The organism is Pedobacter sp. V48 (genome assembly GCF_000523515.1).
Classification (GTDB): Bacteria; Bacteroidota; Bacteroidia; order Sphingobacteriales; family Sphingobacteriaceae; genus Pedobacter.
In genome coordinates this window covers 460988-485631 of record NZ_AWRU01000034.1, presented here as the reverse complement: position 1 = coordinate 485631, position 24644 = coordinate 460988, and the positions used below count along the sequence as shown (strand labels likewise).

General features: G+C 38.3%; 20 protein-coding genes. 8 read left to right on the top strand and 12 right to left on the bottom strand.

What is annotated here, in order from left to right; translation table 11 throughout:
* Positions 1-289: 289 nt before the first annotated feature.
* From nagB to N824_RS27575, 3 genes are all read left to right on the top strand, one after another.
* Positions 290-2209, top strand: coding sequence for a glucosamine-6-phosphate deaminase (gene nagB / locus N824_RS27585; RefSeq protein ID WP_048908295.1), 1920 nt, complete (start codon positions 290-292; stop codon positions 2207-2209).
* A 63-nt stretch (positions 2210-2272) separates the two neighbouring features.
* Complete coding sequence (locus tag N824_RS27580; RefSeq protein ID WP_048908294.1) at positions 2273-3430, top strand: acyltransferase family protein; 1158 nt, start codon at positions 2273-2275, stop codon at positions 3428-3430.
* A 23-nt stretch (positions 3431-3453) separates the two neighbouring features.
* The gene (locus tag N824_RS27575; RefSeq protein ID WP_048908293.1) at positions 3454-6321 is read left to right on the top strand and encodes a pitrilysin family protein; all 2868 of its coding nucleotides are present in this window, start codon (positions 3454-3456) and stop codon (positions 6319-6321) included.
* A 90-nt stretch (positions 6322-6411) separates the two neighbouring features.
* On the opposite strand, the gene N824_RS27570 is transcribed toward N824_RS27575, so the two are convergent.
* The gene (locus N824_RS27570) at positions 6412-7962 is read right to left on the bottom strand and encodes a glycoside hydrolase family 10 protein (protein WP_048908292.1); all 1551 of its coding nucleotides are present in this window, start codon (positions 7960-7962) and stop codon (positions 6412-6414) included.
* A gap of 551 nt (positions 7963-8513) precedes the next feature.
* On the opposite strand from N824_RS27570, the gene N824_RS27560 reads away from it, so the two are divergent.
* On the top strand, positions 8514-9062 hold the full coding sequence (locus N824_RS27560) for a hypothetical protein (protein ID WP_152542474.1): 549 nt from the start codon (positions 8514-8516) through the stop codon (positions 9060-9062).
* Here the strand turns inward: N824_RS27560 and N824_RS27555 are convergent.
* The 4 genes from N824_RS27555 to N824_RS27540 are packed head-to-tail and all read right to left on the bottom strand — an operon-like array spanning position 9054 to position 14763.
* Positions 9054-12773 (bottom strand): ATP-binding protein, encoded by a 3720-nt coding sequence (locus N824_RS27555; protein ID WP_235207329.1) that lies wholly within the window; start codon positions 12771-12773, stop codon positions 9054-9056. The two genes, N824_RS27560 and N824_RS27555, sit on opposite strands and share 9 nt — an antisense overlap.
* Before the next feature lie 38 nt (positions 12774-12811).
* Positions 12812-13693, bottom strand: a complete 882-nt coding sequence (gene fabD / locus N824_RS27550) for an ACP S-malonyltransferase (RefSeq protein ID WP_048908289.1) — start codon at positions 13691-13693, stop codon at positions 12812-12814.
* Positions 13694-13711: 18 nt separating this feature from the next.
* Positions 13712-14341: a GTP cyclohydrolase I FolE gene (gene folE / locus N824_RS27545; RefSeq protein ID WP_048908288.1), complete on the bottom strand. Its 630-nt coding sequence runs from the start codon at positions 14339-14341 to the stop codon at positions 13712-13714.
* Positions 14342-14352: 11 nt separating this feature from the next.
* The gene (locus N824_RS27540) at positions 14353-14763 is read right to left on the bottom strand and encodes a 6-carboxytetrahydropterin synthase (protein ID WP_048908287.1); all 411 of its coding nucleotides are present in this window, start codon (positions 14761-14763) and stop codon (positions 14353-14355) included.
* Between the two features lie 84 nt (positions 14764-14847).
* Here N824_RS27540 and mqnB point away from each other — a divergent pair, with 84 nt between their 5' ends.
* Together mqnB and N824_RS27530 are read left to right on the top strand one after the other, a co-directional pair.
* A complete protein-coding gene (mqnB, locus tag N824_RS27535) occupies positions 14848-15480 on the top strand; it encodes a futalosine hydrolase (RefSeq protein WP_048908286.1) in 633 nt (210 codons plus the stop codon).
* Between the two features lie 34 nt (positions 15481-15514).
* Complete coding sequence (locus N824_RS27530) at positions 15515-16360, top strand: menaquinone biosynthesis family protein (RefSeq protein ID WP_048908285.1); 846 nt, start codon at positions 15515-15517, stop codon at positions 16358-16360.
* Between the two features lie 8 nt (positions 16361-16368).
* Here the strand turns inward: N824_RS27530 and N824_RS27525 are convergent, their stop codons facing one another.
* The 7 genes from N824_RS27525 to N824_RS27495 form a co-directional block, all read right to left on the bottom strand.
* Positions 16369-16749 (bottom strand): hypothetical protein, encoded by a 381-nt coding sequence (locus N824_RS27525; RefSeq protein WP_048908284.1) that lies wholly within the window; start codon positions 16747-16749, stop codon positions 16369-16371.
* A gap of 4 nt (positions 16750-16753) precedes the next feature.
* A complete protein-coding gene (locus N824_RS27520; protein WP_048908283.1) occupies positions 16754-17986 on the bottom strand; it encodes an ABC transporter permease in 1233 nt (410 codons plus the stop codon).
* Positions 17987-18003: 17 nt separating this feature from the next.
* Positions 18004-18645, bottom strand: a complete 642-nt coding sequence (locus tag N824_RS27515) for an MBL fold metallo-hydrolase (protein ID WP_048908282.1) — start codon at positions 18643-18645, stop codon at positions 18004-18006.
* Positions 18646-18664: 19 nt separating this feature from the next.
* Positions 18665-19072: a hypothetical protein gene (locus N824_RS27510; protein ID WP_306413943.1), complete on the bottom strand. Its 408-nt coding sequence runs from the start codon at positions 19070-19072 to the stop codon at positions 18665-18667.
* Between the two features lie 177 nt (positions 19073-19249).
* Positions 19250-19993, bottom strand: a complete 744-nt coding sequence (locus N824_RS27505) for a shikimate dehydrogenase (RefSeq protein ID WP_048908280.1) — start codon at positions 19991-19993, stop codon at positions 19250-19252.
* Between the two features lie 37 nt (positions 19994-20030).
* A complete protein-coding gene (locus N824_RS27500) occupies positions 20031-20801 on the bottom strand; it encodes a phosphosulfolactate synthase (RefSeq protein ID WP_048908386.1) in 771 nt (256 codons plus the stop codon).
* A 69-nt stretch (positions 20802-20870) separates the two neighbouring features.
* On the bottom strand, positions 20871-22274 hold the full coding sequence (locus N824_RS27495) for a lipopolysaccharide assembly protein LapB (protein ID WP_048908279.1): 1404 nt from the start codon (positions 22272-22274) through the stop codon (positions 20871-20873).
* Positions 22275-22561: 287 nt separating this feature from the next.
* Between N824_RS27495 and N824_RS27490 the strand changes: the two genes are divergently transcribed.
* Together N824_RS27490 and N824_RS27485 are read left to right on the top strand one after the other, a co-directional pair.
* A complete protein-coding gene (locus tag N824_RS27490) occupies positions 22562-23026 on the top strand; it encodes a nuclear transport factor 2 family protein (RefSeq protein ID WP_048908385.1) in 465 nt (154 codons plus the stop codon).
* An 11-nt stretch (positions 23027-23037) separates the two neighbouring features.
* Positions 23038-24579, top strand: a complete 1542-nt coding sequence (locus tag N824_RS27485; RefSeq protein WP_048908278.1) for an aldehyde dehydrogenase family protein — start codon at positions 23038-23040, stop codon at positions 24577-24579.
* The last annotated feature ends 65 nt before the right edge of the window (positions 24580-24644 follow it).

The window sequence follows — 24644 nt, the reverse complement described above, 5'->3', positions numbered from 1 at the left end:
CACACTTCATTCACAATTTCTTCACAAAAAGATACCTGTTTGTGGGTTTGTTATGAACAAGCTCCGAACAATCCTCGAAGAAACTCTAAATCAATTAAAAAAATATTTCAGGCTTGCTATTTTCAAAAACACCGTTTACTCAACATCTCAATCGATTGTGTAAAATGCAATCGGTAATAGCAACCGGTTAACGACCTGAATTTAGCCTTTTTACCAAATTAAAATTCTTGTTATACTCAATAGAGTCGCTATATTTACTGCTCCGTACAAACTTTAAGAACAAAAATAAATGGCAAGATTAAATCTTCTGGAAGAAACGCGTTTTGAAAAATTACCCGTTTCTGTCTTTGAAAACCCTAAAGCCGCATCACTTAGCGTGGCCAAACGTATCGGGGATCTGATTAAAGAAAAACAAAAGAATAACACTCAGGCTGTTTTAGGTTTAGCTACTGGAGCTACACCTATTGCAGTGTATGCAGAATTAGTAAGAATGCATAAAGAAGAGGGTTTAAGCTTTAAAAACGTGATCACGTTTAACCTGGATGAGTATTATCCAATGAAGCCAGATGCTGCGCAAAGCTATGTTTCTTTTATGAACGAGCATTTGTTTGATCACATCGACATCGACAAAAACAATGTTAACATCCCTGATGGGACATTGAGTCTAGAAGAAATTCCTGCTTTTTGCCTTGCCTATGAAAAAAAGATTGGAGATCTGGGAGGATTAGACATCCAGATATTAGGTATTGGACGTACCGGTCACATTGGTTTCAATGAGCCGGGTTCTGCACCAAATTCAGGTACTCGTTTGGTAACGCTTGATGACCTTACAAGACGTGATGCTGCAAGAGATTTTGGTGGTAAATCTTTTGTGCCTACAAAAGCAATTACCATGGGTATTGGTACTATATTCAAAGCCCGTGAGATTATTTTGATGGCATGGAACAGAAAAAAAGCTTCCATCATTAAAAAAGCTGTTGAAGGCGAAATTTCAAGTGATGTTCCTGCTACTTATTTACAGCTTTCTGAGCATGTTGAATTCATCCTGGATCAGGATGCAGCGTCTTTATTAACCCGTTTTGATACGCCTTGGTTGGTAAAAGATTGTGTTTGGGATGAAAAACTAACCAGAAAAGCAGTAATCTGGCTGGCAAATCATTTAGGTAAACCTGTTCTTAAACTTACCGAGGATGATTACAATAACAATGGCATGGCTCAGCTGGCTATTGACAGAGGCCCTGTTTACAACATCAACATAGACATCTTTAATAAATTACAACATACTATTACCGGATGGCCGGGTGGTAAGCCTAATGCTGACGACTCACAAAGACCGGAAAGAGCTGAACCTGCTAAAAAGCGTTCAATCATTTTCTCACCGCACCCTGATGATGACGTAATTTCAATGGGTGGTACTTTTATCCGTTTAGTAGATCAGAAACATGATGTACACGTAGCTTACCAAACTTCCGGAAATACTGCAGTATGGGATGATGATGCACTTCGTTTTGTTGAATTTAGCATAGACTTTTCTGAAAAAATGGGTCTTGGCAAAGACGAGTTAAAAGGATTGTACAACAACATGCGCGATTTTATGGAGAAAAAGCAACCAAATCAGGTTGATACTCCAGAAATTCAAACGGTAAAAGGCTTGATCAGAAAAGGAGAGGCTATTGCAGGTGCACGTTATTGCGGACTGGAAGATGACCATATCCATTTTATGGCGCTTCCTTTTTACGAAAGCGGAAAAAACAATAAAAACCCTGTTACCGATCTGGATATTCAATTAACAATGGATCTTTTACAAAAGGTTAAACCAGAACAAGTATTTGCTGCCGGCGATTTTGAAGATCCACATGGAACTCATATCGTTTGTTTCAATATCATTTTAGAAGCATTAAAGCGTTTAGCAAAAACTGAAAGCTGGGTTAAAGATTGCTGGTTATGGATGTACCGTGGTGCATGGCAGGAATTTGAAACGCATGAAATTGAAATGGCTGTTCCACTTAGTCCACAAGAAGTGGAAAGAAAGAAATTCGCTATTTTCAAACACCAGTCGCAAAAAGACAGAGCTGTTTTCCCTGGTGATGATGCCAGAGAATTCTGGAAAAGAGCTGAGGACAGAAACAGAGAAACTGCCCAGGCTTATGACAATTTGGGATTAGCAAACTACGAGGCGATGGAGGCCTTTGTCCGCTATAAATTTTAATTATATTTATAATCGCTATTGTGTTTACGCAATAGCGATTATTTTGTAATTAATTCCCCATTCATGACTTCTATATCAACTGCTACTACCGCTCCGGCAAGATTATTATCCCTTGATTTTTTTAGAGGTGCCACGGTAGCTGCCATGATACTTGTAAATAATCCCGGAGATTGGGGCAATATTTACACTCCTCTTGAACACGCAGAATGGAACGGCTGCACGCCTACAGATCTAATTTTTCCTTTCTTTCTATTTATTGTTGGTGTTTCAATTGCTTACGCGATGGGAAGCAAAAAAACCAACCCCGCAACACATCGCAAAACCATTTTAAAAGCACTCAAAAGAGCGCTTATCCTATTTGGTTTAGGATTATTCCTATCCTTATTTCCCAAGGTGTTTACTGATCCTATAGGTGCTTTTCAGCATGTACGCATTCCCGGGGTGCTACAACGGATTGCAGTAGTATTCTTTATTTCATCTATTATATTTCTTAAAAATTCCGAAAAAAACATCTTCAGGATATTAATTGCGTTGTTAGCAGTTTACTGGGCATTAATGACATTTGTACCTGTTCCCGGTGTGGGATATGCTAATCTTGAAAAAGAAACCAATCTTGGCGCATGGATAGACAGAGGCATACTAACGGAGGCTCACCTATGGAAATCGGCTAAGACCTGGGATCCCGAAGGCATCTTTAGTACCATTCCGGCAATTGCTACAGGCTTATCCGGAATCCTGGTTGGCGTTTACCTAAAACGTAAAGATGTTGATGCCGCTTCTAAAATAGCCTGGTTATTCACTACAGGTTGTGCTGCTGTAGTTTTAGGCTTGTTATGGGATTTACAATTTCCAATTAATAAATCGCTATGGACCAGTTCTTTTGTCTTGTATACTGGTGGTTTAGCAACTGTAATACTTGCGCTTAGTTATTGGATAATAGATGTTCACCAGTACAATCGCTTTACCAAGCCTTTTGTGGTATATGGGGTAAATGCAATTACAGTGTTTTTCTTATCGGGCTTAATACCACGAATATTAGGTATGATCCATGTAAAAAACAGCACCGGCACTGAAATAACCTTACAAGCCTGGCTTTACTCAGGTTTCTCATCCTATTTCTCGCCAATTAATGCTTCACTGGCTTGGGCAGTTACCTTTATATTATTCTGGCTGATAATTCTTTGGGCCATGTATAATAAAAAAATTATTATAAAAGTTTAAATTTAGCTCATTAACTATTTTTCATGAAAAGAACAATCAACACTCTCGTATGTGGGCTTGCCGCGCTTGTGGCATTTAATACTCCCGTACTTGCGCAAAAAAAACCTACAACTGTAAAAAAGACAGTATCAGCAGCTGCGAAAAAAGCCAATGGCACTTTGATCCCTAACGACCCTAATGTTAAAATTGGGAAACTGGCCAATGGTTTAACTTACTACATCAGAAAGAATGTAGAACCTAAAAACAGGGCTGAATTGTATTTGGCAACCCGAATTGGTTCGTTAATGGAAGAGGATGATCAGCAAGGACTAGCCCATTTTACGGAACACATGGCCTTTAATGGCACAAAAGATTTCCCTAAAAACGATATCATCAATTACCTTCAAAAGGCAGGTGTCCGTTTCGGTGCCGACTTAAATGCTTACACCGGCTTTGAGCAAACGGTTTATCAATTACCCATCCCAACTGATAGTGCCCTGGTATTCAAAACAGGTTTTAAGATCCTGGCCAATTGGGCAGGAAAAGTGGTTATGGAGGGTGAAGAGATTGATAAAGAACGCGGTGTGATCATTGAAGAAGATCGCCAGCGCGGAAAAAACGCTCAGGAACGTATGAGCAAACAATTGCTTCCATTATTACTAAAAGGCTCCCGTTATGAAAACCGCCTTCCTATTGGAAAGATTGATATTTTAAAATCATTTTCTCACGACAGGATCAGAAGCTTTTACAAGGATTGGTACAGACCAAATTTACAAGCTGTGATAGCTGTTGGTGATTTTGATGTAAATGAAGTTGAGCAGTTAATTAAAGTCAACTTCTCTGACCTAACTAATCCGGCAAATCCTAAACCTCGCTTAAATTATGATTTGCCCGACAACAAAGAGCCGCTTGTTAAAGTAATTACGGATCCTGAGCAGCCTTATGATGTTGCCATCATCATGTATAAATTACGTGGCAATGCGACAAAAACTACTGCCGATTTTAAAAAGAGAATCATGTATTCTATGGTGAATAGCATGCTGGGTGCAAGATTTGAAGAGATCTTGCAAAAAGAGAATGCTCCTTTTATTTTTGGACAAAGCTCATTCGGACCATATCAAGGCGGCTTGGTTTCGGGTATTAATGCTTTCCAAACTGTAGTTGCAGCTAAGTCGGGCGAGCAGCTGGAAAAAGCTTTTACAGGTGCCCTTGCCGAAAATGAGCGGATGAGCAAATTCGGTTTTGTGCAATCGGAATTGGATGTCGCTAAGAAAAACATTCTTGCAGGTAATGAAAAACAATACAAGGAGAAGGATAAGACAGCATCATCAAACTTTGTACAGCAATACCTGAATAACTTCCTTAAAGGAAGCACCATTCCTTCTATTGACTATACTTATGCAGAGACCCAAAAAGCGGTTGCTAATATTACCCTTGAGGAGATAAATGCCTTGGTAAAAACACTTACACCAAAAGAGAATCAAATTATTGTGGTTCAAGCTCCTGAAAAGGACAAAGCTAGTCTGCCAACAGAGGCCCAACTGGTAGCCGCTGTTAAAAATGCCGGTGCCGGAATTACGGCATATGTAGACAACTCATTAAACAAGCCCCTGTTAGAGAAAAAACCTACTGCGGGTAAAGTTGTCAGCGAAAGGAAGATTGATGCCGTAGGCGTTACCGAATTAACATTAAGCAATGGAATTAAAGTTCTTTTAAAACCTACCGACTTTAAAAATGACCAGGTCATCTTCAGTTCATTCTCTAAAGGGGGAATGTCTGTAGTTAATGATGAGGATCTTGAATCGGCACAGATGGTAAGTCTGATCGCTCAAAGTGGGGTTGGCGAGTTCAATCCAACACAATTATCAAAGCTGCTAGCTGGTAACACTGGCCGTGCTGGTGCTTATGTAGACGACCTTTATCAAGGCTTTAGCGGAAGTTCTTCTCCAAAAGACATTGAAACAGCTTTTCAAATGATTTATGCCTACGCTACCAATCCAAGAAAAGATAGTGAGATATTTAACAAGAACATTTCTGATTATAAAGTAGTATTAGGTAATAAAAACGCAAACCCTAACAGTGTTTTTAGTGATACTGTTCAGGCGGTATTGTCATCGTACAACAAGCGAGCTATGCCTACCAATCTACAAGATCTGGATAAAGTTTCGCTAGACAAGGCTTTTGACTTTTATAAGGATCGCTTTGCCGATGCCAGTGAACAGACGTTCATTATTGTGGGGGCATTTGACATTAACGCCATTAAGCCGTTTATTGAAACCTATATTGCCAGCTTACCTGCTCTGAATAAAAAACAGGATTTTATTGACCGCGGAGTTAGGGCACCTAAAGGAAAAATCAGTAAAACCGTATATAAGGGTTTGGAAGATAAGGCCGCTGTTGAATTATACATCCACGGAGATTATACCTTTAATGCCGACAACAACATCCAATTAGATGCGCTAAAAGGTGCCCTGGAAATAAAGATACTGGAGCGTTTACGCGAAAAAGAAAGTGGTGTCTATAGTCCACAGGTTGGCTTAAGTCTGGAAAAGTATCCTGCCGGGCATTATTACTTCAATATTTCGTTTAGCTGTGCTCCTGCCAATGTAGAAAAGCTCATTACTGCAGCACTTGATGAAGTAAACAAGATTAAAGCTAGCGGTGCTTCTGTGGATGATATCACCAAATTCAAATCAGAAGCACAACGTCAGTTTGAGCTTAATTTGCGTAACAACAATTATTGGTTAAGCTACCTTAGCAGCCGTTTAAAAAATGGAGAGAATTTAGACCAGCTATTGGGTGAAAAGCAAAGATTAAATAGTGTTTCGGTTGAAAGCACAAAAACTACTGCTCAGAAATATTTAAATGAGGATAATTATATCCGCTTAGTTTTGTTGCCACAACAAAAATAGAGCGGATTATTTAAGCAAGAAGGGGGTGGTTCAAGAGATCTCTTCTATCGTCGAGATGGCGACCGTCCCCTTCTTTATTTTAATGTATTACTAGTTTGGCGCCAGGGCTTCTTTTGCCTGTATACCTACCGGCCCGCTAGGTTCACTTTCATTCTTTAACCGATCCAGTGCCGTAACCAGGTAATTATATCTTTTACCACTATCTACATCAGTATCTATATAGGAGGTAAATTCTTCAAAACTTATTTTAAGAATATTTCTTGCATTTAATATCCCTATTTTCTCACCTTCTTCAAAACGGTAAATCACATATCCTGATGCTGTTTCTCCATCTTCGGCCGGAAGAGGTTTCTCCCATTTTAGATGCACACCATCATTTAATGCATCAGCAATGAGTTGCTGTGGCTGGTTAGGCATTACATCATCCAGCCATGGCATTTGAGGTGGAAGTGCCGGGTATTTATAAAAATCGTTTTTTAAGGAATCTCCAAATGCACGTGCTACAGTAGAGAACGACTTGGAACTGAAGTACACACTACCCTGTACCCGATTATTTTTTCTGATATACCTGATCTGATCAGGCATCTGTTTGGGTAATCGCCACGCAGCCTCCATTCTTTGGTTCACCAGATAAGCTGCCTGTCCTATATAAAGATGCCTGCCATAGGTATTATTACTCCACCAATCTACTAGTGTAGCAAATGGCGCCACTCTGCGTGTAAAGCTAAAATATATCTGAGGGTTAATGTAATCTACCCAACCCTCTTTAACCCATTTTCTGGAGTCGGCAAAAAGCTCTGCATAATTAGACAATCCACTGGTTTCAGACCCAAGTATATCTTCAGATCTGTTTCTCCAGATGCCGAATGGGCTAACGCCGAATTTAACATACTTTTTGTAGTAATGAATGCTGTCATTCAATTGCTTAATAAGTACATCAACGTTGTTTCTTCTCCAATCATTTATATCTGTAAACCCATTCGCATATTTACTAAATGTTGCGGCATCATTTATCCGTTGGCCTTCAACTTTATATGGATAAAAGTAATCGTCGAAATGTATTCCATCCACATCGTACCCTTTTACAACATCCAGGATAACCTGCACAATATATTCTCTAACCTCTGGTATTCCAGGATCAAATTGTTTTTTACCTGCATAAGTAAAGAAAAGCTCAGGTCGTTTTCTGGTCATGTGGCTTTCATGAACCACTGAATTGGGGCTCATTGTAGCTCTGTAAGGATTAAACCATGCATGAAGCTCCATCCCTCTTGAATGTGCTTCTTTAATAGCAAAGGCTAATGGATCATAACCCGGGCTTGGCGCAATACCTTGTCTGCCCATTAACCATTGGCTCCAGGGTTCTCTTGGGCTTGCATAAAATGCGTCTGCAGCGGGCCTAACCTGAAGCATTATGGCATTCATACCATTCTCTTTGTGCTTCTCCAGGATGCCAATAAGTTCCTGCTTTTGCTGATCTACACTAAGGCCGGGTTTAGAAGGCCAGTCTATATTAGCAACGGTTGCCACCCAAACCCCTCTAAACTCTCTTTTTGGAGCAATTTTTGATGTGTCTTGCGCAAAAAGGGATAATGGTTGTACTATGGTTAATAATAGTGCATAAAAAGTGAGTTTAAACATCCTTTCTAATTTGTGATAGATTAAAATTTAGTTTCATTTGTTGTGTTCAGAATACAGTTCAGTTCCCTAATCCTAGCAAGTAAACGATTTTTTTCAAAGTCTCATACAAATAGAATGTTTTTTTTACCAATTGTTATATTTTTATTTATGTTCGCGCCTCAACCTAATTTAGTTAAGAATTGAAGTAATGTCAGATAAGAGTGATCCAGTAAATAAAGGCGACCGCAATAAAATCTACTTTTTAGTTGTTGTTATTGTGGCTTTATTAGGTACCAACGCCTACCTTTTTATCAAAGATAAAAAGGAGAACGAACGATTTGTTACGGTTAGCACAGAGAAAGATCGTTTAAGACTGGAGGTAGAGAAAATTGAAATTGAACTNWGANWMGGWANARCGNCKTKKARSSWWASWKTNWAGWKMWMRRTKAATTAAGGAACAGGAACTTGCCCGTGGAAAGATTGCCGATCTTAAGGCAGCACTCCAAAATGGTGAGCTCACCCAGGAACAGCTTGTTGCAGCTCAAAAAGAAGTTCGGGAACTTCGGGAATTTGTGAAAATCTATAATGAAGATATCCTTCGTTTAAAAAAAGAAAATTCTCTTCTTAAAAGCGAGAGAGATAGTCTAAAGGTCTCCGTCAACGTTGCAAGCGAGAAGGCCAATGAACTGGAAAAAAGAAATCAGGAACTCAGTGCAAAAGTAAAAACCAGTGCCGCGTTAAAGGCAGCTAATGTGCATATCATTGCCTACAGGGTAAAAAGCAGCGGTAAAAACATTGAGGTAACAAAGGCCGGTTCAGCAAAAAAATTAAGCGTAAAGTTTGACATTGCACCTAATCCGCTTGCCCAAAAAGATTATCACAAGATCTACCTCCGTGTATTTGATCCGGCAGGCAACCTCATCGCAAACGAAAACAACATGTTTGAAGCTGATGGACAAGAGATGCAGTTCAGTTCATCCACATCTATCTCCTACAATGACGACAACACTAGTTTTAACATGGATTGGATTAATCCTAATGAATTTATAAAAGGAGAATATTCGATCATTCTATATGCAGATGGCTACACAATGGGCCGCGCAGAAATTGTTTTAAGATAAAGGGAAACTCAGATAAAAAGTAGTACCCACCTCACCAAACGATTTAAACTCCACCGTTCCACCCGCATTCTCTACAGCTTGTTTAACAAAAGCTAACCCCAAGCCAGTCCCAGACGATTTTGTTGTAAAATTAGGCACAAATATTTTATCCTGTAAAGAAGAATCGATACCCTTTCCATTATCCTCTACCTCAATAAATACACGCTCCTGATTATTGGAGATATTTACCTTTATAATACATACCGTATTCACGTCAGCAGCCTCAATTGCATTTTTAAACAAGTTGTTAAAGGTACGCAGTACCTGATCCTTATCGCCCAGCACAACAACATCTATATTAGTGTTATTAAGGATGTAAATTTCAGCATCCTGGGTATTTCTGAAAACATCCCTGGCCTGCCCAATTATAGGTAACAACTGAAGCTTCTCAAGCTTTGTATCAGGCATTTTAGCAAAATTAGAGAACTCTGATGCGATGGTAGAAAGACTGTCGATCTGCTCAATGAATGATTTGCTGAATCTTTCAAATTTCTTTTGAAAATTAGGATCCTTTTCTTTCCACGATTTTTCGAGCAATTGTACGCCAAGCTTTAATGGAGTAAGCGGGTTCTTAATCTCATGAGCCACCTGTTTTGCCATTTCACGCCATGCACTTTCCCTTTCTGAGCGCGCAAGCTTAACGGCACTTTCTTCAAGCGCAGCAATCATCTTGTTGTATTCTTTTATCAGCGATCCAATTTCATCATGACGTGACCAGCCTATTGGCTGATTCTTTTGCCCCAGTTTTGTCTTTTTTATGCTGTCCTGAATAAATGTTAGCGGACTGGTAATTTGATTGGCCAGAAACACCGCAAGTATCCCTATGGCCACAAACACCAGCGCGTATATATTAATCAATGTGTTAATGAACACACCAATCCTGGTTTGATAATCTGCTTCGTTCGCATAATAAGGCATACCAATATAAGCTACGGTTTGATTCTGAGCATTTCTGATCGGCGCGTATGCTGAGGAGTAGATAAAATTACTTATCCGCTCAGAGGGGTTAATATAGTCTGATCCTTGTAATTGATTTAAATGGAGAAATGCCTTTGAAGCCATCCTTCTACTTATAATACCAAGATCATACATTTTTGGCGTCGACGTAAATATTAATAATCCATTGGTATCAAAAAGATTTAAATAGGCAGCATTTATATCCGCAAACTGGTTGAATTCGGTTACTGCTCTATCTGTGGGTGCAGGCACTCCTGTTGCTAAAATCAGTTTTTCATAAGATTGCTGCACTTTTCTCACTTTCTCTTTGATGAAATCCTGTTGTTGCCTCCTGTATTCATTACGGATATAGAAATAGGTAATCCAACCCACAATAAGTAAGGTTGCTACTACCGACAGAACAATAGAAAATTGAATCCTGGTTTTGTAAAGTATCTTGTTAGCATTAATCATTAACGAACGGTTAATGTTAAACCAACCGCTCCAGCTCTCATCAATATTTTTAAGTAACCAAATGAGCGTGTACAATGTGATGGAGAACAGGATGAACACAAGAAAGAAGAAAGATAATGTAGCCAGCTGTATGATAAACGATACGTCTTCTTTGCTGATTACAATTAGTTTTGAAGGCGTAGGATAATAAATCAGGTGCGAATAATTGAGGCTATCCTTAAAAAAGCCCACGGTATTATTGCGTGTGGCAAACCCATCGCTCGAAAGCTTATAGGTATAATTACCAGATTGTCCTTCCAGTCTGCCGTCTTTATAAAGCGCAATAGAGTATTTACTATAATTATCTTCGTTTTTAATGGACCTATCCATTAAAATTTCGGGTAGCTGACCTTTGTAATTATAAAGCTGGGATTTTAACTCAATAACCAGTGTCCCCAATATTTGATTTTCTTCATAGATCGGAATAATTCCAAAATAGTTTTGATACCCAAAAGTATCATTCAAACGATAAAAATAATTTGATTCAGGAACTTTTACAGAACCAGCCTTTACCAGGTTTTTAAAATAACTAAGTGGTATTGTCTGGATGCCGGTAGCCGATGAATCAAGATTATTATACTCGTATAAATTGTATTCAAACCTTGGCAGATAGCGCTCTATGTATTCTTTCTCTATGCTTTTCTTGAGTTCTATTGGACTATTAATATCAGGATCTTTAAAATAATTGAGTACAACCTTATTGGCCAGAATGGTTCTTTCCAGGTTTTCAATCGCACTAACAACCGTAAAATCATCCGAGGAGACCAGTTTCTGCGCCATAGCGAATCTATTTACATGCTCCTTCTCGTCGATAAACCTTAAATATTTAACCGATGATATAAAAGCAAGGCAGAAGAATAACAACGCAAAAACCGCGATTGAAAATTTGTTATTCCTGATGTAAAAGTTCCACGAAATAATAAAAATAAATAGCGCATATGCTATAAAAAAGATACTGAACCCGGTGCCTAACTTATAAATAAGACAGGCAAAAAAGGCAGCAAGAAAAAGAATAACTCTTTCCCTATTGGTCACATTTAATTGCAGCGTTTGCTGCATGAAAATATTTGCAACGAGGTAAATATTAAACCAGACCAGACACAAAACAATAATACTAACCCAACTTATCCCATCAAGATTTATAATATTGGTAATGTCAAAGTTTATTTTTGAATTAATGATCAGCCCAAGGAATACCTGATCAAATAAAAATGCAAGTGCACCAAAAATGAGCAACAGTATAAAGTGAAAGGCCAATCCCCCCAATTTACTTCGTGTTAGCCAACCTGGGAGCTTATATTTATCGTTATAGGTAAAAACAAACAATACCACCCATGTGATGGCTATTACGTTAAGCAGGAAGTCGCCGAGAGAAGGAAGGAAAAAGCTTTCAGCATATATTTTTGGACTAAATATGGGCAAATTAAACTGCCTGTTAAACCAACCGTATTCTAAATCCGTAACCCTTATCGTTACAAAGAAAAGCAAAATCAGAACCGTTGCCGGGACTAAATTACCCCGTTTGGCTAACCAGCCACAAAAAGAATTAAAGAACAAGCAGAAGCTAAAAAGACCCACTATCCACAGCCAAAGTTCTATTGTGCCATAAATACTTCTGGAGTAGGTTGACTTAAGTTTAACTTCGAATATGATTTTACCATCCAGATTACTGATGCCCTGTACTTCAGGATCGATAAAAGTAGCCAGGGAAAGAGAATTGTTATTAGACAGATAACGTGAAAAATCATTCTCGAGATATTGATTCTGGATACTGAATTGGTTTTTAACTTCTATCAAAAAGATCAGGGTATAATTACCCGTTGTTTTCTTAATAACTTCAAACCAACCATTTGCAAATTGAGAAAAAGACGACCCTTCTTTAATGGCTTCCGGATCTGGAGGAACCAACGAATTATAGCTCCAAAATTTAAGTTTATTATCTTGGTAGGTAAGAATATTGATACCCTTATTGCGATATTTATTAATGAAATTTAATCCATATTGATCATTTAGATGATACTGCTTAGCTTTTTCAACCTGAGCAGCATCATTTAAAAAATCGGCTACAAGTTTTTCATTTATGGAGAGATTCTTCTGAAGCTTTCCAGCTTCGTGGGCCAATAACTCCTTTTTTGTTATTGAATGCTTTAGCGATAATGCGGTAACAATACAGCAAGCACCTAATATCAATAAAAGAAATCTGATTTTACCCCCGATACTCACACTTAAATGTTAATTTAATAAAGGTAATATTACCTGGCTTAGATTATAGTTGCAGAACTTGTTGGCATTGCTCTATTCACCTTTTTTACCAGGCCTTGTAATACATTTCCCGGGCCAACTTCAACAAATTCAGTTGCTCCATCGGCAATCATGCGCTCTATGGTCTGTGTCCACTTCACAGCACCCGTTAATTGGGTGATTAAATTTGATTTAATTTTTTGAGGATCTGTATTTGGTGTTGGATCTACATTCTGATAAATAGGACACACCGGAGGCAATATGGTCACATTCTCGATAGCCTCTTTTAATTCTATTCTTGCAGGTTCCATCAAGGGAGAGTGAAATGCACCACCTACATTTAGCTTTAATGCACGCTTAGCGCCTGCTTCTGTTAACTTCTGACAAGCGATATCAACGCCTTCAATACTTCCTGAAATAACAATTTGTCCGGGACAGTTATAATTTGCAGCTACCACTACTTCATCAATGTCATTGCAAATATTTTCGACTACCTCATCTGCTAAACCAAGTATAGCGGCCATAGTTGATGGCTGAAGTTCGCATGCTTTTTGCATTGCATTTGCCCGTGCAATAACCAGTCTCAAACCATCCTCAAATGACAATGCTGATGCAGCAACAAGCGCCGAGAATTCGCCTAGTGAGTGTCCGGCAACCATATCTGGCTTAAATCCTTCGCCTAATGTTTTGGCTAAAATAACAGAATGTAAAAATATTGCAGGCTGTGTTACCTTAGTTTCTTTAAGTTCTTCATCCGAACCAGAGAACATGATATCACTGATGCGGAACCCGATAATTTCATTTGCCCTTTCGAATAATGTTTTGGCCTGCTCATTTTCGTATAGTTCTTTTCCCATACCTGAAAATTGGGCACCTTGACCTGGAAATACATATGCTTTCATAAATATGTTGGTTCTTTTTTAATGTAAGTTGGCTGTTATTAATCTTAAAAATTCAGCTCTTGTTTTATCTTTCGCAAATTCTCCTGTAAACGCTGATGTGGTGGTAACAGAATTTTGTTTTTGTATCCCTCTCATGGCCATGCATAAGTGCTTGCACTCTATCACCACTGCAACTCCAGCGGGCTGAAGGGTTTCCTGAATACAATCCCTAATCTCGTTTGTTAAACGTTCCTGAACCTGTAATCGTCGGGCAAAAGCATCAACAATACGCGGTATTTTACTTAAACCAACAATATGTCCGTTAGGAATGTAAGCAACGTGTGCTTTACCAAAAAAAGGAAGCATGTGATGCTCGCACATAGAAAAAACCTCTATATCTTTCACCACAACCATTTGACTATAGTCTTCCTTAAACATGGCTCCACGTAGTATCTCGGCCGGATTAAGGTCATAACCATGTGTTAAATACTGAAGGGCTTTAGCCACACGCTCAGGAGTTTTTATTAACCCTTCCCGTTCCGGATTTTCGCCTAACTGACTTAAGATATCTTTATAATGATTAGCTACCGAGGTGATTTTTTCTTCGTTATAACGGTCAATTTTTATATACCCGTCCTCTGTCTCATCTAAATGATCTGTATGATTCATATCTGTGATTATTAACCGAAATACTCAACAAAATTATTCTCGGTTTCGTAAATTTTTATGCAATGCAATTGAGCTCCTGATTCGGCAATAAGCGCATATAATTCATCCCATATTGCTATGGCTAAATTCTCTGTTGAGGCAAGTTTTCCTTTCATAAAATCAACATCAAGATTTAGGTTCTTATGGTCAATCTTATCAACTACCTGGGTATTTGTAATGTCCTTTAACCATTTTAAGTCGACCAAAAATCCTGTTTCAGGATTGATTTCTCCTTTAACCGTTACATACAGCTGATAATTATGTCCATGCCAGTTTGGATTAGCACATTTTCCATAAACTTCCGTATTTTTATCTTCAGTCCAGTCTGGCCTCGAAAGTTTATGCGCTGCGTTAAATGATGCTTTTCTTGTGATATATATCATTATAAAAGGTTATTGTTTGTAATTAACAAACAAATATACGCAGAAAGCTTAAAGTAGAAAGGTTTAACAGTAACTTAGATGTTTATGAAGATTCTGCTAGTTGTCGCCACAAGGCCAGAAATCGGGTTATTAATCGAGCATTTTAAGCTCCCTGAAAAAGATTTTATGCAAACTCCCGAATTTGACATCCTAATTACGGGCGTAGGAATGACAGCAACGGCATTTGCTTTAGGACAGCATCTATCGGCTAAATATAATCTTGTTTTAAACCTCGGTATCGCCGGATGCTTTGATCATTCAATTCCCCTGGGTTCTGTGCTAAACATAATTGCAGATGAGTTCGCAGAGCTTGGGGCCGAAAACAAGGAACATTTTATCAGTATTGATGAACTTGGATTCGGTAAAAGCAGCTATTCAGCATACAACAACCTGCTAAGCGAGTCAGTAACCAAGCTGAAAAAAGTAAAAGGGATAACCGTTAATCGCGTTCATGGAAATGAAGTAAGCATTTCTGCCGTTAAAACCCGCTTAAATCCTGTAACAGAAAGTATGGAGGGAGCTGCTGTATTATATGGGTGTGAAAAAGCCGGCATCCCATGCCTGCAGATCCGCAGCATTTCCAATTATGTTGAGCCAAGAAACAAAACCGCCTGGAACATTGGTCTTGCCATAAAAAACCTAAACGAGTGGACTCTTGGATTTTTGACAAATACATAACTATTCAACTTTTCATACTCCTTATCTTTAGGCCATGAAACTAAGTCTTGGCTTTTCTCCGTGTCCAAATGATACATTTATTTTTGATGCCCTCATACACCATAAAATTGATACTGAAGGTTTAGACTTTGAGGTATTCTTCGATGATGTGGAAACCCTAAACCAGAAAGCTTTCAGAGGAGAGTTAGACATTACCAAACTAAGTTTTCATGCTTTTGCCCACGTGTATAAGCAATATGCCCTATTGGACGCAGGAAGTGCCCTTGGATTTGGTGTAGGCCCTCTGCTTATCTGCAAAAATGAAAGCCTTATTCATAACCCAGAGGAATTAACAGCAAATCTTAAAGTTGGAATTCCCGGAAAGTATACTACAGCAAATTTTCTATTGGGGATCGCCTTTCCCCATTTAGTAGACAAACAGGAAATGATTTTCTCTGAAATTGAGTCGGCATTAATTAATAATAAGATTGATGTTGGCCTCATCATTCATGAGAATCGTTTTACTTATTTTGACAAAGGACTTCATAAGATTATTGACCTTGGAAGCTACTGGGAGCAATTAACAGGGTGCGCCATACCTCTTGGAGGAATTGTAATTAACAGAAATCTTGACAGAGAAATACAGGAAAAAGTAAACAGACTGTTGCGAAAGTCTGTTGAATTTGCTTTTGCTAACCCTAAATCAGGCATAGGTTTTATTAAAGAGCATGCTCAGGAAATGAGTGAAGAGGTCATGTATAAGCACATTGAGTTATACGTGAACAAATACTCCATTGATCTCGGTATTGAAGGAAGAAAAGCAATAGATGTACTGTTTAAGCTAGCCATTGAAAAGGGATTAATTCAGCCTATTGAACATGAGCTATATTTAATTCCCTAAGCCCTCAATTAGTTACAAGGCCCGTCAGGTATTTCTTTAGTTATTTTAAGCACTTTGGTTACTACCATCGTAGAATCAAAATCTGCGGAGACAATTAAACTGTCAGATTTGATTAAGTGACACTCCACTTCAATGTAAACGGGTTCGTACGGCTTCTCGAAATTGAAGTTACTATAAGCGAGCTCGAGTGTTTTTGCGCTATCTGCTACCCAATATTCCCTGCCCTCATCACAGTCTGTAAATGACTTTATTTCGGGGCCATAGCTATACAATCCTTTTATTACTCTTGTAGTTCCTGCTGTCTCTTCGGCATCCTTCCTGTTACAGGCCATAATTACTCCTGTAAGCAACACTAATAAAACTACTGAATTCTTATTAAATCGATTCATATGATTAGAGATCTTGATTTAAGTGGTTTATCTTCTTCACACTTAAGTTAGATGACAAAGCTGATGCCACAAAAGAAAACACACTTACAGTTAAAAACACCAACAGAAAATCCTTCCATTTAAATGCCACTGGATACGCATTGGTGATTACCAAATTATCTTGTGACATTTTAATAAGTCCGGTTTTTTGTTGTAATAAACAGAAGAGAAATCCAACCACCAAACCAACGATACAGCCGGTCATCGTAATCATCATTCCTTCAAATAGAAATATTCGTTTAATCAATTTTTTTCCAGCCCCCAAGCTGCTTAATACGGCTATATCCTTCAGTTTATCTATAACCAACATGGTTAAAGAACCGATTATATTAAAGATAGCGATAATTAAAATAAAAGTAAGAATAATATAAACCGCCCATTTTTCACTCCCCAGGATGTTATAAAGCACTTTGTTTTGCTGTATTCTGTCCTTTACTTCAAAACGCTTACCTATATTCTCTTCAATATTCTTTTTAAAGGCATCTGCATTAATTCCTGGTTTTAGATTGATCTCGATAGAAGTGATTTTTTGAGGTTCTCCTAATAAACTCCGTGCAAATTTTAAAGGAACAATAGCTACATTATCAAAATCCTGCTGAACTTCAAAAACTCCAGACACGGGAATTGATAATACCGTAAAATCATCTGCTGGATTAATCGAGCTCGTTTTACTGCCTTTTTTTGGAGAAAATATCTGCAATGGATTAAAGGGATCAGTAGTATTTACCATCAGATAAGTTTGAATTGCCGACCCGATTACAGCATAATTGCCACTACTATTTTCAAGCAGAAACTTACCTTCAATAGTAATGCTGTCCAAACTTTTATTTTTCAAATAATCCGGACTAACCCCTTTTATTAAACCAACGGACTGCTTATCATTATACCTTAACAAAGCATTTTCTGAAAGCACCTCGCTATAGGAATAGATGCTCTTATTTTGCTTTAATTTATTAAAATAACCCGTATTTGGGTCAAATGTTTTACCCTGAACAGGAGAAATAACAACCTGCGGAGTAATGGTATTAAACATTTTCAATACAACTTCCTCAAAGCCATTAAATACAGATAAAATAATAATTAACGCCGCACTCCCTACAAAAACACCAACCACAGAAATTGTAGAAATGATGTTTATAGCATTGGTAGATTTTTTCGCAAAAAGGTACCGGCGAGCTATGTAGAAAGGTGTATTCAATTATTTATTAATAAAAGTTACTGTAAAAAAGGATTATGTTGTTTCTCAAAGCCTATGGTTGTAGGTTGCCCATGCCCGGGGAAAACTTCACAATCATCTGGCAATATAAACAAGTTATTTTTGATACTNGYTNNGATCRRWTGCATGTGATTGCCTCCCGGAAGATCCGTGCGACCAATACTTGAATAAAACAGTACATCACCTCCGATAAGAAAATTATCAGCGGCAGCATAAAAACATAAATGTGCCGGTGAGTGCCCTGGCGCAAAAATTAAATCAAGTTCACTGCTACCAAATTTAACCTTACCCGTCTCGGATAAGAAAACCTCGGGTTCCGGAGAGAGTTCATAACGTAAACCCATTTGAGGCAAATAGCCTGGTATTGCTTGCAGCACATATAACTCGCCTTTATGGAATTGTGGTTTTAACCCCCAATTATCATAAACGAACTTATTCCCAAATACATGATCATAATGACAATGGGTATTTAGTAAGAGTACTGGCTTTAGGTTATGCTCTTTTATGAATTTAACTAGAATGTTTTGCTCTTCTCCGTCATACATCCCAGGATCTATTATTACACACTCACCCGTTTCATCGTATAGAACATAAGTGTTTTCCCTTACCGGGTTAAAAGTAAATCTTTGTATACTGATCATTTTAAATTCTTATCTGGCCTTATTTTATCCACTTAAATGTACTAATCATTCTGTCAATATCCTTTTTAATAAAGGAAACGACAGGTTGTATGGAATCGTACTGCGGTCGCTCGTTAAAATATAATGCCCCTCTAAAATAGTGTTTGGTGCTGTCTGTTAAAAAGAATTGAACGGATGACGCGGTATTTCCCTCTATTGCATAATATACTCCATAAACCTTCTTTTCCGGATAATTAATCAATTTCTGGTCTATTGAGTTTGCTTTAACTGTATGCTTAAATGCAAAAGTCCTTGCGTCTTCCACCAAACCTTCATATTCCTTTTTAGAAGAGATATCATAATATGTTAAATGTAAACGTGCGTTAAATTGATTAAAAGAAAGGTTGTACCAGCAAGGTCTGGTGTCCTTACTACTGTCTTTTAACATCTCTGCATAGACCGGGTAATCAAATGAATAAGCACMTYYCTTNTTAAWSRWTTTANACRCNWYKTTTRSMATTTCAATATTAAAATATCCTCTTGGCTTAGGGGAATAATCGCTCCCTGTGCAAGCATTGAGCAACATCATTAACATAGAAAGAGAAAAAAAAGTGAACTTATTCATCTATTTGTTCCAAATATACCAGGACCGCTCAGCCTGAAGATACAGCATTTCTAATCCATTTTTAACACTAGCTCCACTAGTCCCGGATTTTGCAAGAAATGTTGTCTCTTCCGGATTATAAACCAGGTCGTAAGCCAAATGACGCTCTGTTAATGCTTCATAAGGGATATCCGGGCAGGTTTCGGTATTTGGAGACATCCCTAAGGGTGTGGTATTTATCAAAACTGTATAATCCTGAAGTAGCTCTGACGTTACAGCATCATAAAGAATACTATCCAAAGTTGGCGATCTTGTAACTACAATAAAAGGAATGCTTAGTTTATTTAAAACATACTTTACAGCCTTAGCGGCTCCGCCATCTCCAAAAATGAGGGCCTTTTTATGGTGCTCATTTAGCATTGGCTTTAAAGACTCTTCAAAACCATAAGCATCAGTATTGTACCCTGTCAGTAATTCCTTTCCGTTATTACGATGAATAGAAATACAATTTACGGCCCCTATTTGCTCAGCAGCCTCATCTACTTCATTTAAAAAAGGCAGTACTGCAAGTTTATAAGGAATAGTTACATTTAAGCCTTCCAATTCAACATTTTTAGAAATAAGCTCAGGTAAAAGCTCAATATGTTCAATCGGAAAAAGCTCATATTCACAATCGGGAATATTTTCATTTAAAAATTTCTCAGTAAAGAATTTTTTTGAAAAGGAATGTGATAACGGAAATCCGATTAACCCAAATTTTCTCATTCTGATAAGTTATAATTAAAGGGTAATATTTATAAAATTACAACTTTGCCAAATTCAGGAAGTGATCAAAAGTATCCCCTCTCAGGCCTAAACGAATGGTTTCTAAAGGTATAACCTCCGCTGGAGCTATATTCCCGAGATTCACATTTGAGCCAAGTAGCTTAATAAACCATACCTGTTGTTCCTTTTGCGGAGCCTCCCAAATGATTGTTTCTTCCGGGATTTGGGTAAGGATCTCATCAACTAAGCCCTCTCTAACCTCTCCTGATCCTCTGTAAATACCTACGTTACCACCCTCTCTGGCTTCGGCGATCACTTTCCATGATCCAGCTTCTATTTCGGCCTGCATAAGTTTGATCCATTTATACGGGGCAAATATTTTAGCTGCATCTTTGGATCCTACTTCCGAGATTACGGTAACCTGCTTAGATAATTTTTGAATAAACTCGCATTTCAAATCATGCTCAATGGTAATTGAGCCATCAGAAACTTCAACGTATTCCATATCGAACTGTTCCAGCACGCGACAGTAATCATCGAACTGATTTCTGATAATAAATGCTTCAAACAGCGTACCACCAAAATAGGTAGGGATACCTGCAGACTTATAAATAGCCAATTTCTCTTTCAGGTTCGGAGTTACAAAAGAAGTAGCCCAGCCTAGCTTTACAATATCAGTATGTATTCCGGCAACGTCTATAAAATCTTCTGTTTGTCTTAAGCTTAGCCCTTTATCCATAACCATCGTAATTCCTTTGTTCCTAGGTTTTACAGGTCGTTCGGGTATATTATTCAATGGGTAATTCATATTGTTCACAAAGGTGAAAAAAAATCGGACAGTTTTCATCAGCATAACTAATAAAAACTGTCCGATCTTTTATTTTAAATAACGATTGATTACTTCTAGTATTGAACCGTTCTCCTGTAATTGGGGCAAATATTCAAATAATATGTAGTGTTTATCTGGATCTGTGGCCAATGCGGTCTCAAGATATAACAAAGCGTCGTTCTTTTCTCCAAGGGCAAACAAGTAAGCTACCATCCTATAATAGAGCTCAGCTGCATCAGGGTTGTTTTTTATAGCGTCAGCAATGGTTTCTGAGGCTTCAAGCAATTTACCTTGTTCATATAGAACTGTCGAAAAATCCAACCAGGCTTCAACATCCACCGGATTATATTCAAGAACTTTGTAATAAGCTTCAACAGATTGCTCTATCTGACCCAGCTTATAGTAAGCGTCGGCCATTGCAAACCAGAAGTCAGGATTCTCCTCATCAAGTTCAATCGCTTTTTTGTAAAAATGAAGTGACTCAAAGAAACGCTCCTCAAAATTAAGCGTTACTCCTATTCCAAACCAGGCATCAGCCATCTTGGGATCCATCTTTACAGATTTTTTATAATAGGATCTCGCTTCATCCATACGCTCCAATTTCTCGTAACATTCCCCAATTGCGCAATAGGTGTCAGCATTGGGCTTTTCGTATTCAAAAGTGTGCTTATAAACTTCTATAGCTTCTGCAAAACGATCAAGTTGAACTAAAGCATTTCCTTTATTATAGTAAGCAGACGCAAAATTATCCTTAATCAGGATGGCGTAATCATAAGCATCAATTGCCTTCTCAAAAAGATCCAGCTTGTGATAAGAATTTGCAAGATTATACCATGCGGCGTACGAATAAGGATCATTATCTATATATTCCTGATAAAACTGAATACTTTCTTCTTGCTTATCTAATATATCATAACAGAAAGCAAGCTCGTACAACCCGTCCTTGTTTTCCATATTCTGTTCCAAACTCTGCTTTATGTAAACAATAGCACTCTCGTAATCGAGCATGTTTTGATACACATAAGCAATTTGCAGCAGGATCTCATCTGTAGTTTCGGCAAATTCAAGTGCTTTTTGAAAATTATCCAATGCCTCTGAATACCGCTCAAGGCTATTATAGATATTCCCCCTAAGGATATAGATTTCTGCTTCCGATGCTTCGAGCATTTCTGCTTTCTGCAGTGCTAAAAATGCACGTTCGGTTTGATCAGTAACAAAGAACAACTGAGCCTGCTTCACCAGGAATACTGCGGCATAAGGATGCTGATTTAATGCATATTCAATTACCTGCAATGCCTTTACGGGGTCGTTCTTTTCAATGTAGTAATCAATAATATTTTCAAAAGCCTGGGCATCAAAAAAGTACTGATCCTGATTACGTATCATCTCTTCGTAACGTTCTACTGAACGTTGCGCATCATCGCTAAAATCAAAATAAAATTCCTCTTCCATGTATCAAATAATTAAAGAACAGATCCCTGTGTTAAAAATACATTATAAGTTTACAACAATTATTAGTAGTACTAACCAAATAATTTTCAACATACACACACCCTTGCCCATAAACAACTGAAATAATAATAGTTAGCCTAAACATCTACCCTCAGAATGTTTTAGCAAGATAGAGAATGAAACAAGGGTTCTGGTCCTAATTCAATACAAAATAACGTAACTTTATTTTAAGACGGGTAATATTCCCGTCAAGAAAACATCAACCCTTTATGCAACAGTTCATGAAAATGAAAAAATGTAACTTTTTAATTATTGTTTTTCTTACAACGGTATTTAACGTCTCTGCCCAAATCCAGCAACATGAAGAAGACCTTGTTAAAGGCACTATAAACAAATTGTTTGAAGGTATGAGAAATACCGACAGCGCCATGGTAAATGCTACCTTTGCGAGTAATGCAATCATGCAGACCATCCATAAATCCAAAGACGGTGAATTTAAATTAAGTGATGAGAAGGTCGCCGATTTTATCAAATTTACAGGAACGCCACACAAAGAAAAATTTGATGAACGAATTGTATTTACAAAAATTTTGATAGATGGGAACCTTGCCAGTGTGTGGACGGATTATAAGTTCTATATTGACAATAAATTTAGCCATTGCGGTGTCAATTCGTTTCAATTGTTTAAAGATAAAACCACCTGGAAGATCATCTATATTGTTGATACACGCCGGAAAGAGAATTGCCTATAAACTATTTAGTTATGCAGAATAATATCAGCCAGGTTTTAAAAAACCTAAACATACTGGATTTAAATCCGGCCTACAGCACAGGAAATCAATGGGGAGCCTCCTCAGACGCGAAAATAATTAACAGCGATTCTCCGGTTAATGGGAATAAGATTGCAAGCGTAAAGGTAGCCAGTGCCCAAAATTACGAAACAATAATCAAAAAAGCAGAAGAGGCTTATTCATTCTGGCGCAGCTTACCGGCCCCAAAGCGTGGCGAGATTGTACGGCAGTTTGGCGATGCACTCCGTAAAAACAAAGAAGACCTGGGCACCCTTGTTTCTTATGAAATGGGTAAAAGTCTTCAGGAAGGATTTGGTGAAGTACAGGAAATGATAGATATCTGCGATTTTGCAGTAGGCCTGTCCCGCCAGCTCTATGGCTTAACAATGCACTCTGAGCGCCCCAGCCATCGGATGTATGAGCAATGGCACCCATTAGGAATTGTTGGTATTATCTCTGCTTTTAACTTCCCGGTAGCCGTTTGGAGTTGGAATGCTGCATTGGCCTTAGTTTGCGGCAATGTTTGCATCTGGAAGCCATCAGAAAAAACACCAATCACAGCCATCGCATGTCAGCATATTATTGCGAATGTCTTTAAAGCAAATGACATTCCAGAAGGCGTTTGCAATCTGATTATTGGAGATAAGCAAGTGGGCGAGCTCATGACAAATGACAATCGTGTACCCCTGATATCCGCCACAGGATCTACCCGCATGGGAAAAGCTGTTGCTGTAGCAGTTGGTGCTCGCTTAGGAAAAAGCTTACTGGAGTTAGGCGGCAACAATGCCATTATTATCTCGGAACACGCAGACCTGGACATGAGTTTAATCGGTGCTGTTTTTGGAGCAGTAGGAACGGCTGGTCAGCGATGTACTTCTACCCGCAGATTAATAATCCACGAAAGTGTTTACGACGCGTTTACTACAAAACTGGTAAAGGCCTATGGTCAATTGCGCATTGGGGATCCCCTTGATCAGCACAATCACGTTGGCCCGTTAATCGACACCGATGCTGTTGCCAGCTACCTTGATTCCATTGAAAAATGCAAAACCGAAGGTGGAAAATTCATAGTAGAGGGAGGCGTTTTAGAAGGCCCGGCTTATACCAGTGGTTGTTATGTAAAACCATGCATTGCGGAGGTAAAAAATGATTACAAAATCGTTCAGCATGAGACCTTTGCTCCAATTCTATACCTGATAAAATACAAAACACTGGACGAAGCTATCGCTTTACAGAATGGTGTACCTCAGGGTTTATCCTCGGCAATAATGACGCTTAATCTGCGGGAAGCAGAACAATTTTTATCTGCTCAGGGCTCCGATTGTGGCATTGCCAATGTCAACATTGGGACCTCAGGTGCTGAGATAGGCGGAGCCTTTGGTGGTGAAAAAGAAACAGGCGGTGGACGCGAGAGTGGTTCCGATGCTTGGAAAGCTTACATGCGCAGACAAACCAATACAATAAACTACTCAAATACACTTCCTCTGGCTCAGGGAATCAAATTTGATCTTTAAAATATCATTGCATAAAAAAGCAGCGGGTACATCCAGCTGCTTTTTTTATACCGTAGAATTATTTT

Coding starts and splice junctions, on each gene's coding strand:
- N824_RS27575 (WP_048908293.1), top strand. CDS start 3,454: ATGAAAAGAACAATCAACACTCTCGTATGTGGGCTTGCCGCGCTTGTG.
- N824_RS27505 (WP_048908280.1), bottom strand. CDS start 19,993: ATGAGAAAATTTGGGTTAATCGGATTTCCGTTATCACATTCCTTTTCA.
- N824_RS27500 (WP_048908386.1), bottom strand. CDS start 20,801: ATGAATTACCCATTGAATAATATACCCGAACGACCTGTAAAACCTAGG.
- folE (WP_048908288.1), bottom strand. CDS start 14,341: ATGAATCATACAGATCATTTAGATGAGACAGAGGACGGGTATATAAAA.
- N824_RS27540 (WP_048908287.1), bottom strand. CDS start 14,763: ATGATATATATCACAAGAAAAGCATCATTTAACGCAGCGCATAAACTT.
- N824_RS27570 (WP_048908292.1), bottom strand. CDS start 7,962: ATGTTTAAACTCACTTTTTATGCACTATTATTAACCATAGTACAACCA.
- N824_RS27485 (WP_048908278.1), top strand. CDS start 23,038: ATGCAGAATAATATCAGCCAGGTTTTAAAAAACCTAAACATACTGGAT.
- N824_RS27525 (WP_048908284.1), bottom strand. CDS start 16,749: ATGAATCGATTTAATAAGAATTCAGTAGTTTTATTAGTGTTGCTTACA.
- N824_RS27510 (WP_306413943.1), bottom strand. CDS start 19,072: ATGTTAAAAGACAGTAGTAAGGACACCAGACCTTGCTGGTACAACCTT.
- N824_RS27580 (WP_048908294.1), top strand. CDS start 2,273: ATGACTTCTATATCAACTGCTACTACCGCTCCGGCAAGATTATTATCC.
- fabD (WP_048908289.1), bottom strand. CDS start 13,693: ATGAAAGCATATGTATTTCCAGGTCAAGGTGCCCAATTTTCAGGTATG.
- mqnB (WP_048908286.1), top strand. CDS start 14,848: ATGAAGATTCTGCTAGTTGTCGCCACAAGGCCAGAAATCGGGTTATTA.
- N824_RS27490 (WP_048908385.1), top strand. CDS start 22,562: ATGAAAAAATGTAACTTTTTAATTATTGTTTTTCTTACAACGGTATTT.
- nagB (WP_048908295.1), top strand. CDS start 290: ATGGCAAGATTAAATCTTCTGGAAGAAACGCGTTTTGAAAAATTACCC.
- N824_RS27530 (WP_048908285.1), top strand. CDS start 15,515: ATGAAACTAAGTCTTGGCTTTTCTCCGTGTCCAAATGATACATTTATT.
- N824_RS27495 (WP_048908279.1), bottom strand. CDS start 22,274: ATGGAAGAGGAATTTTATTTTGATTTTAGCGATGATGCGCAACGTTCA.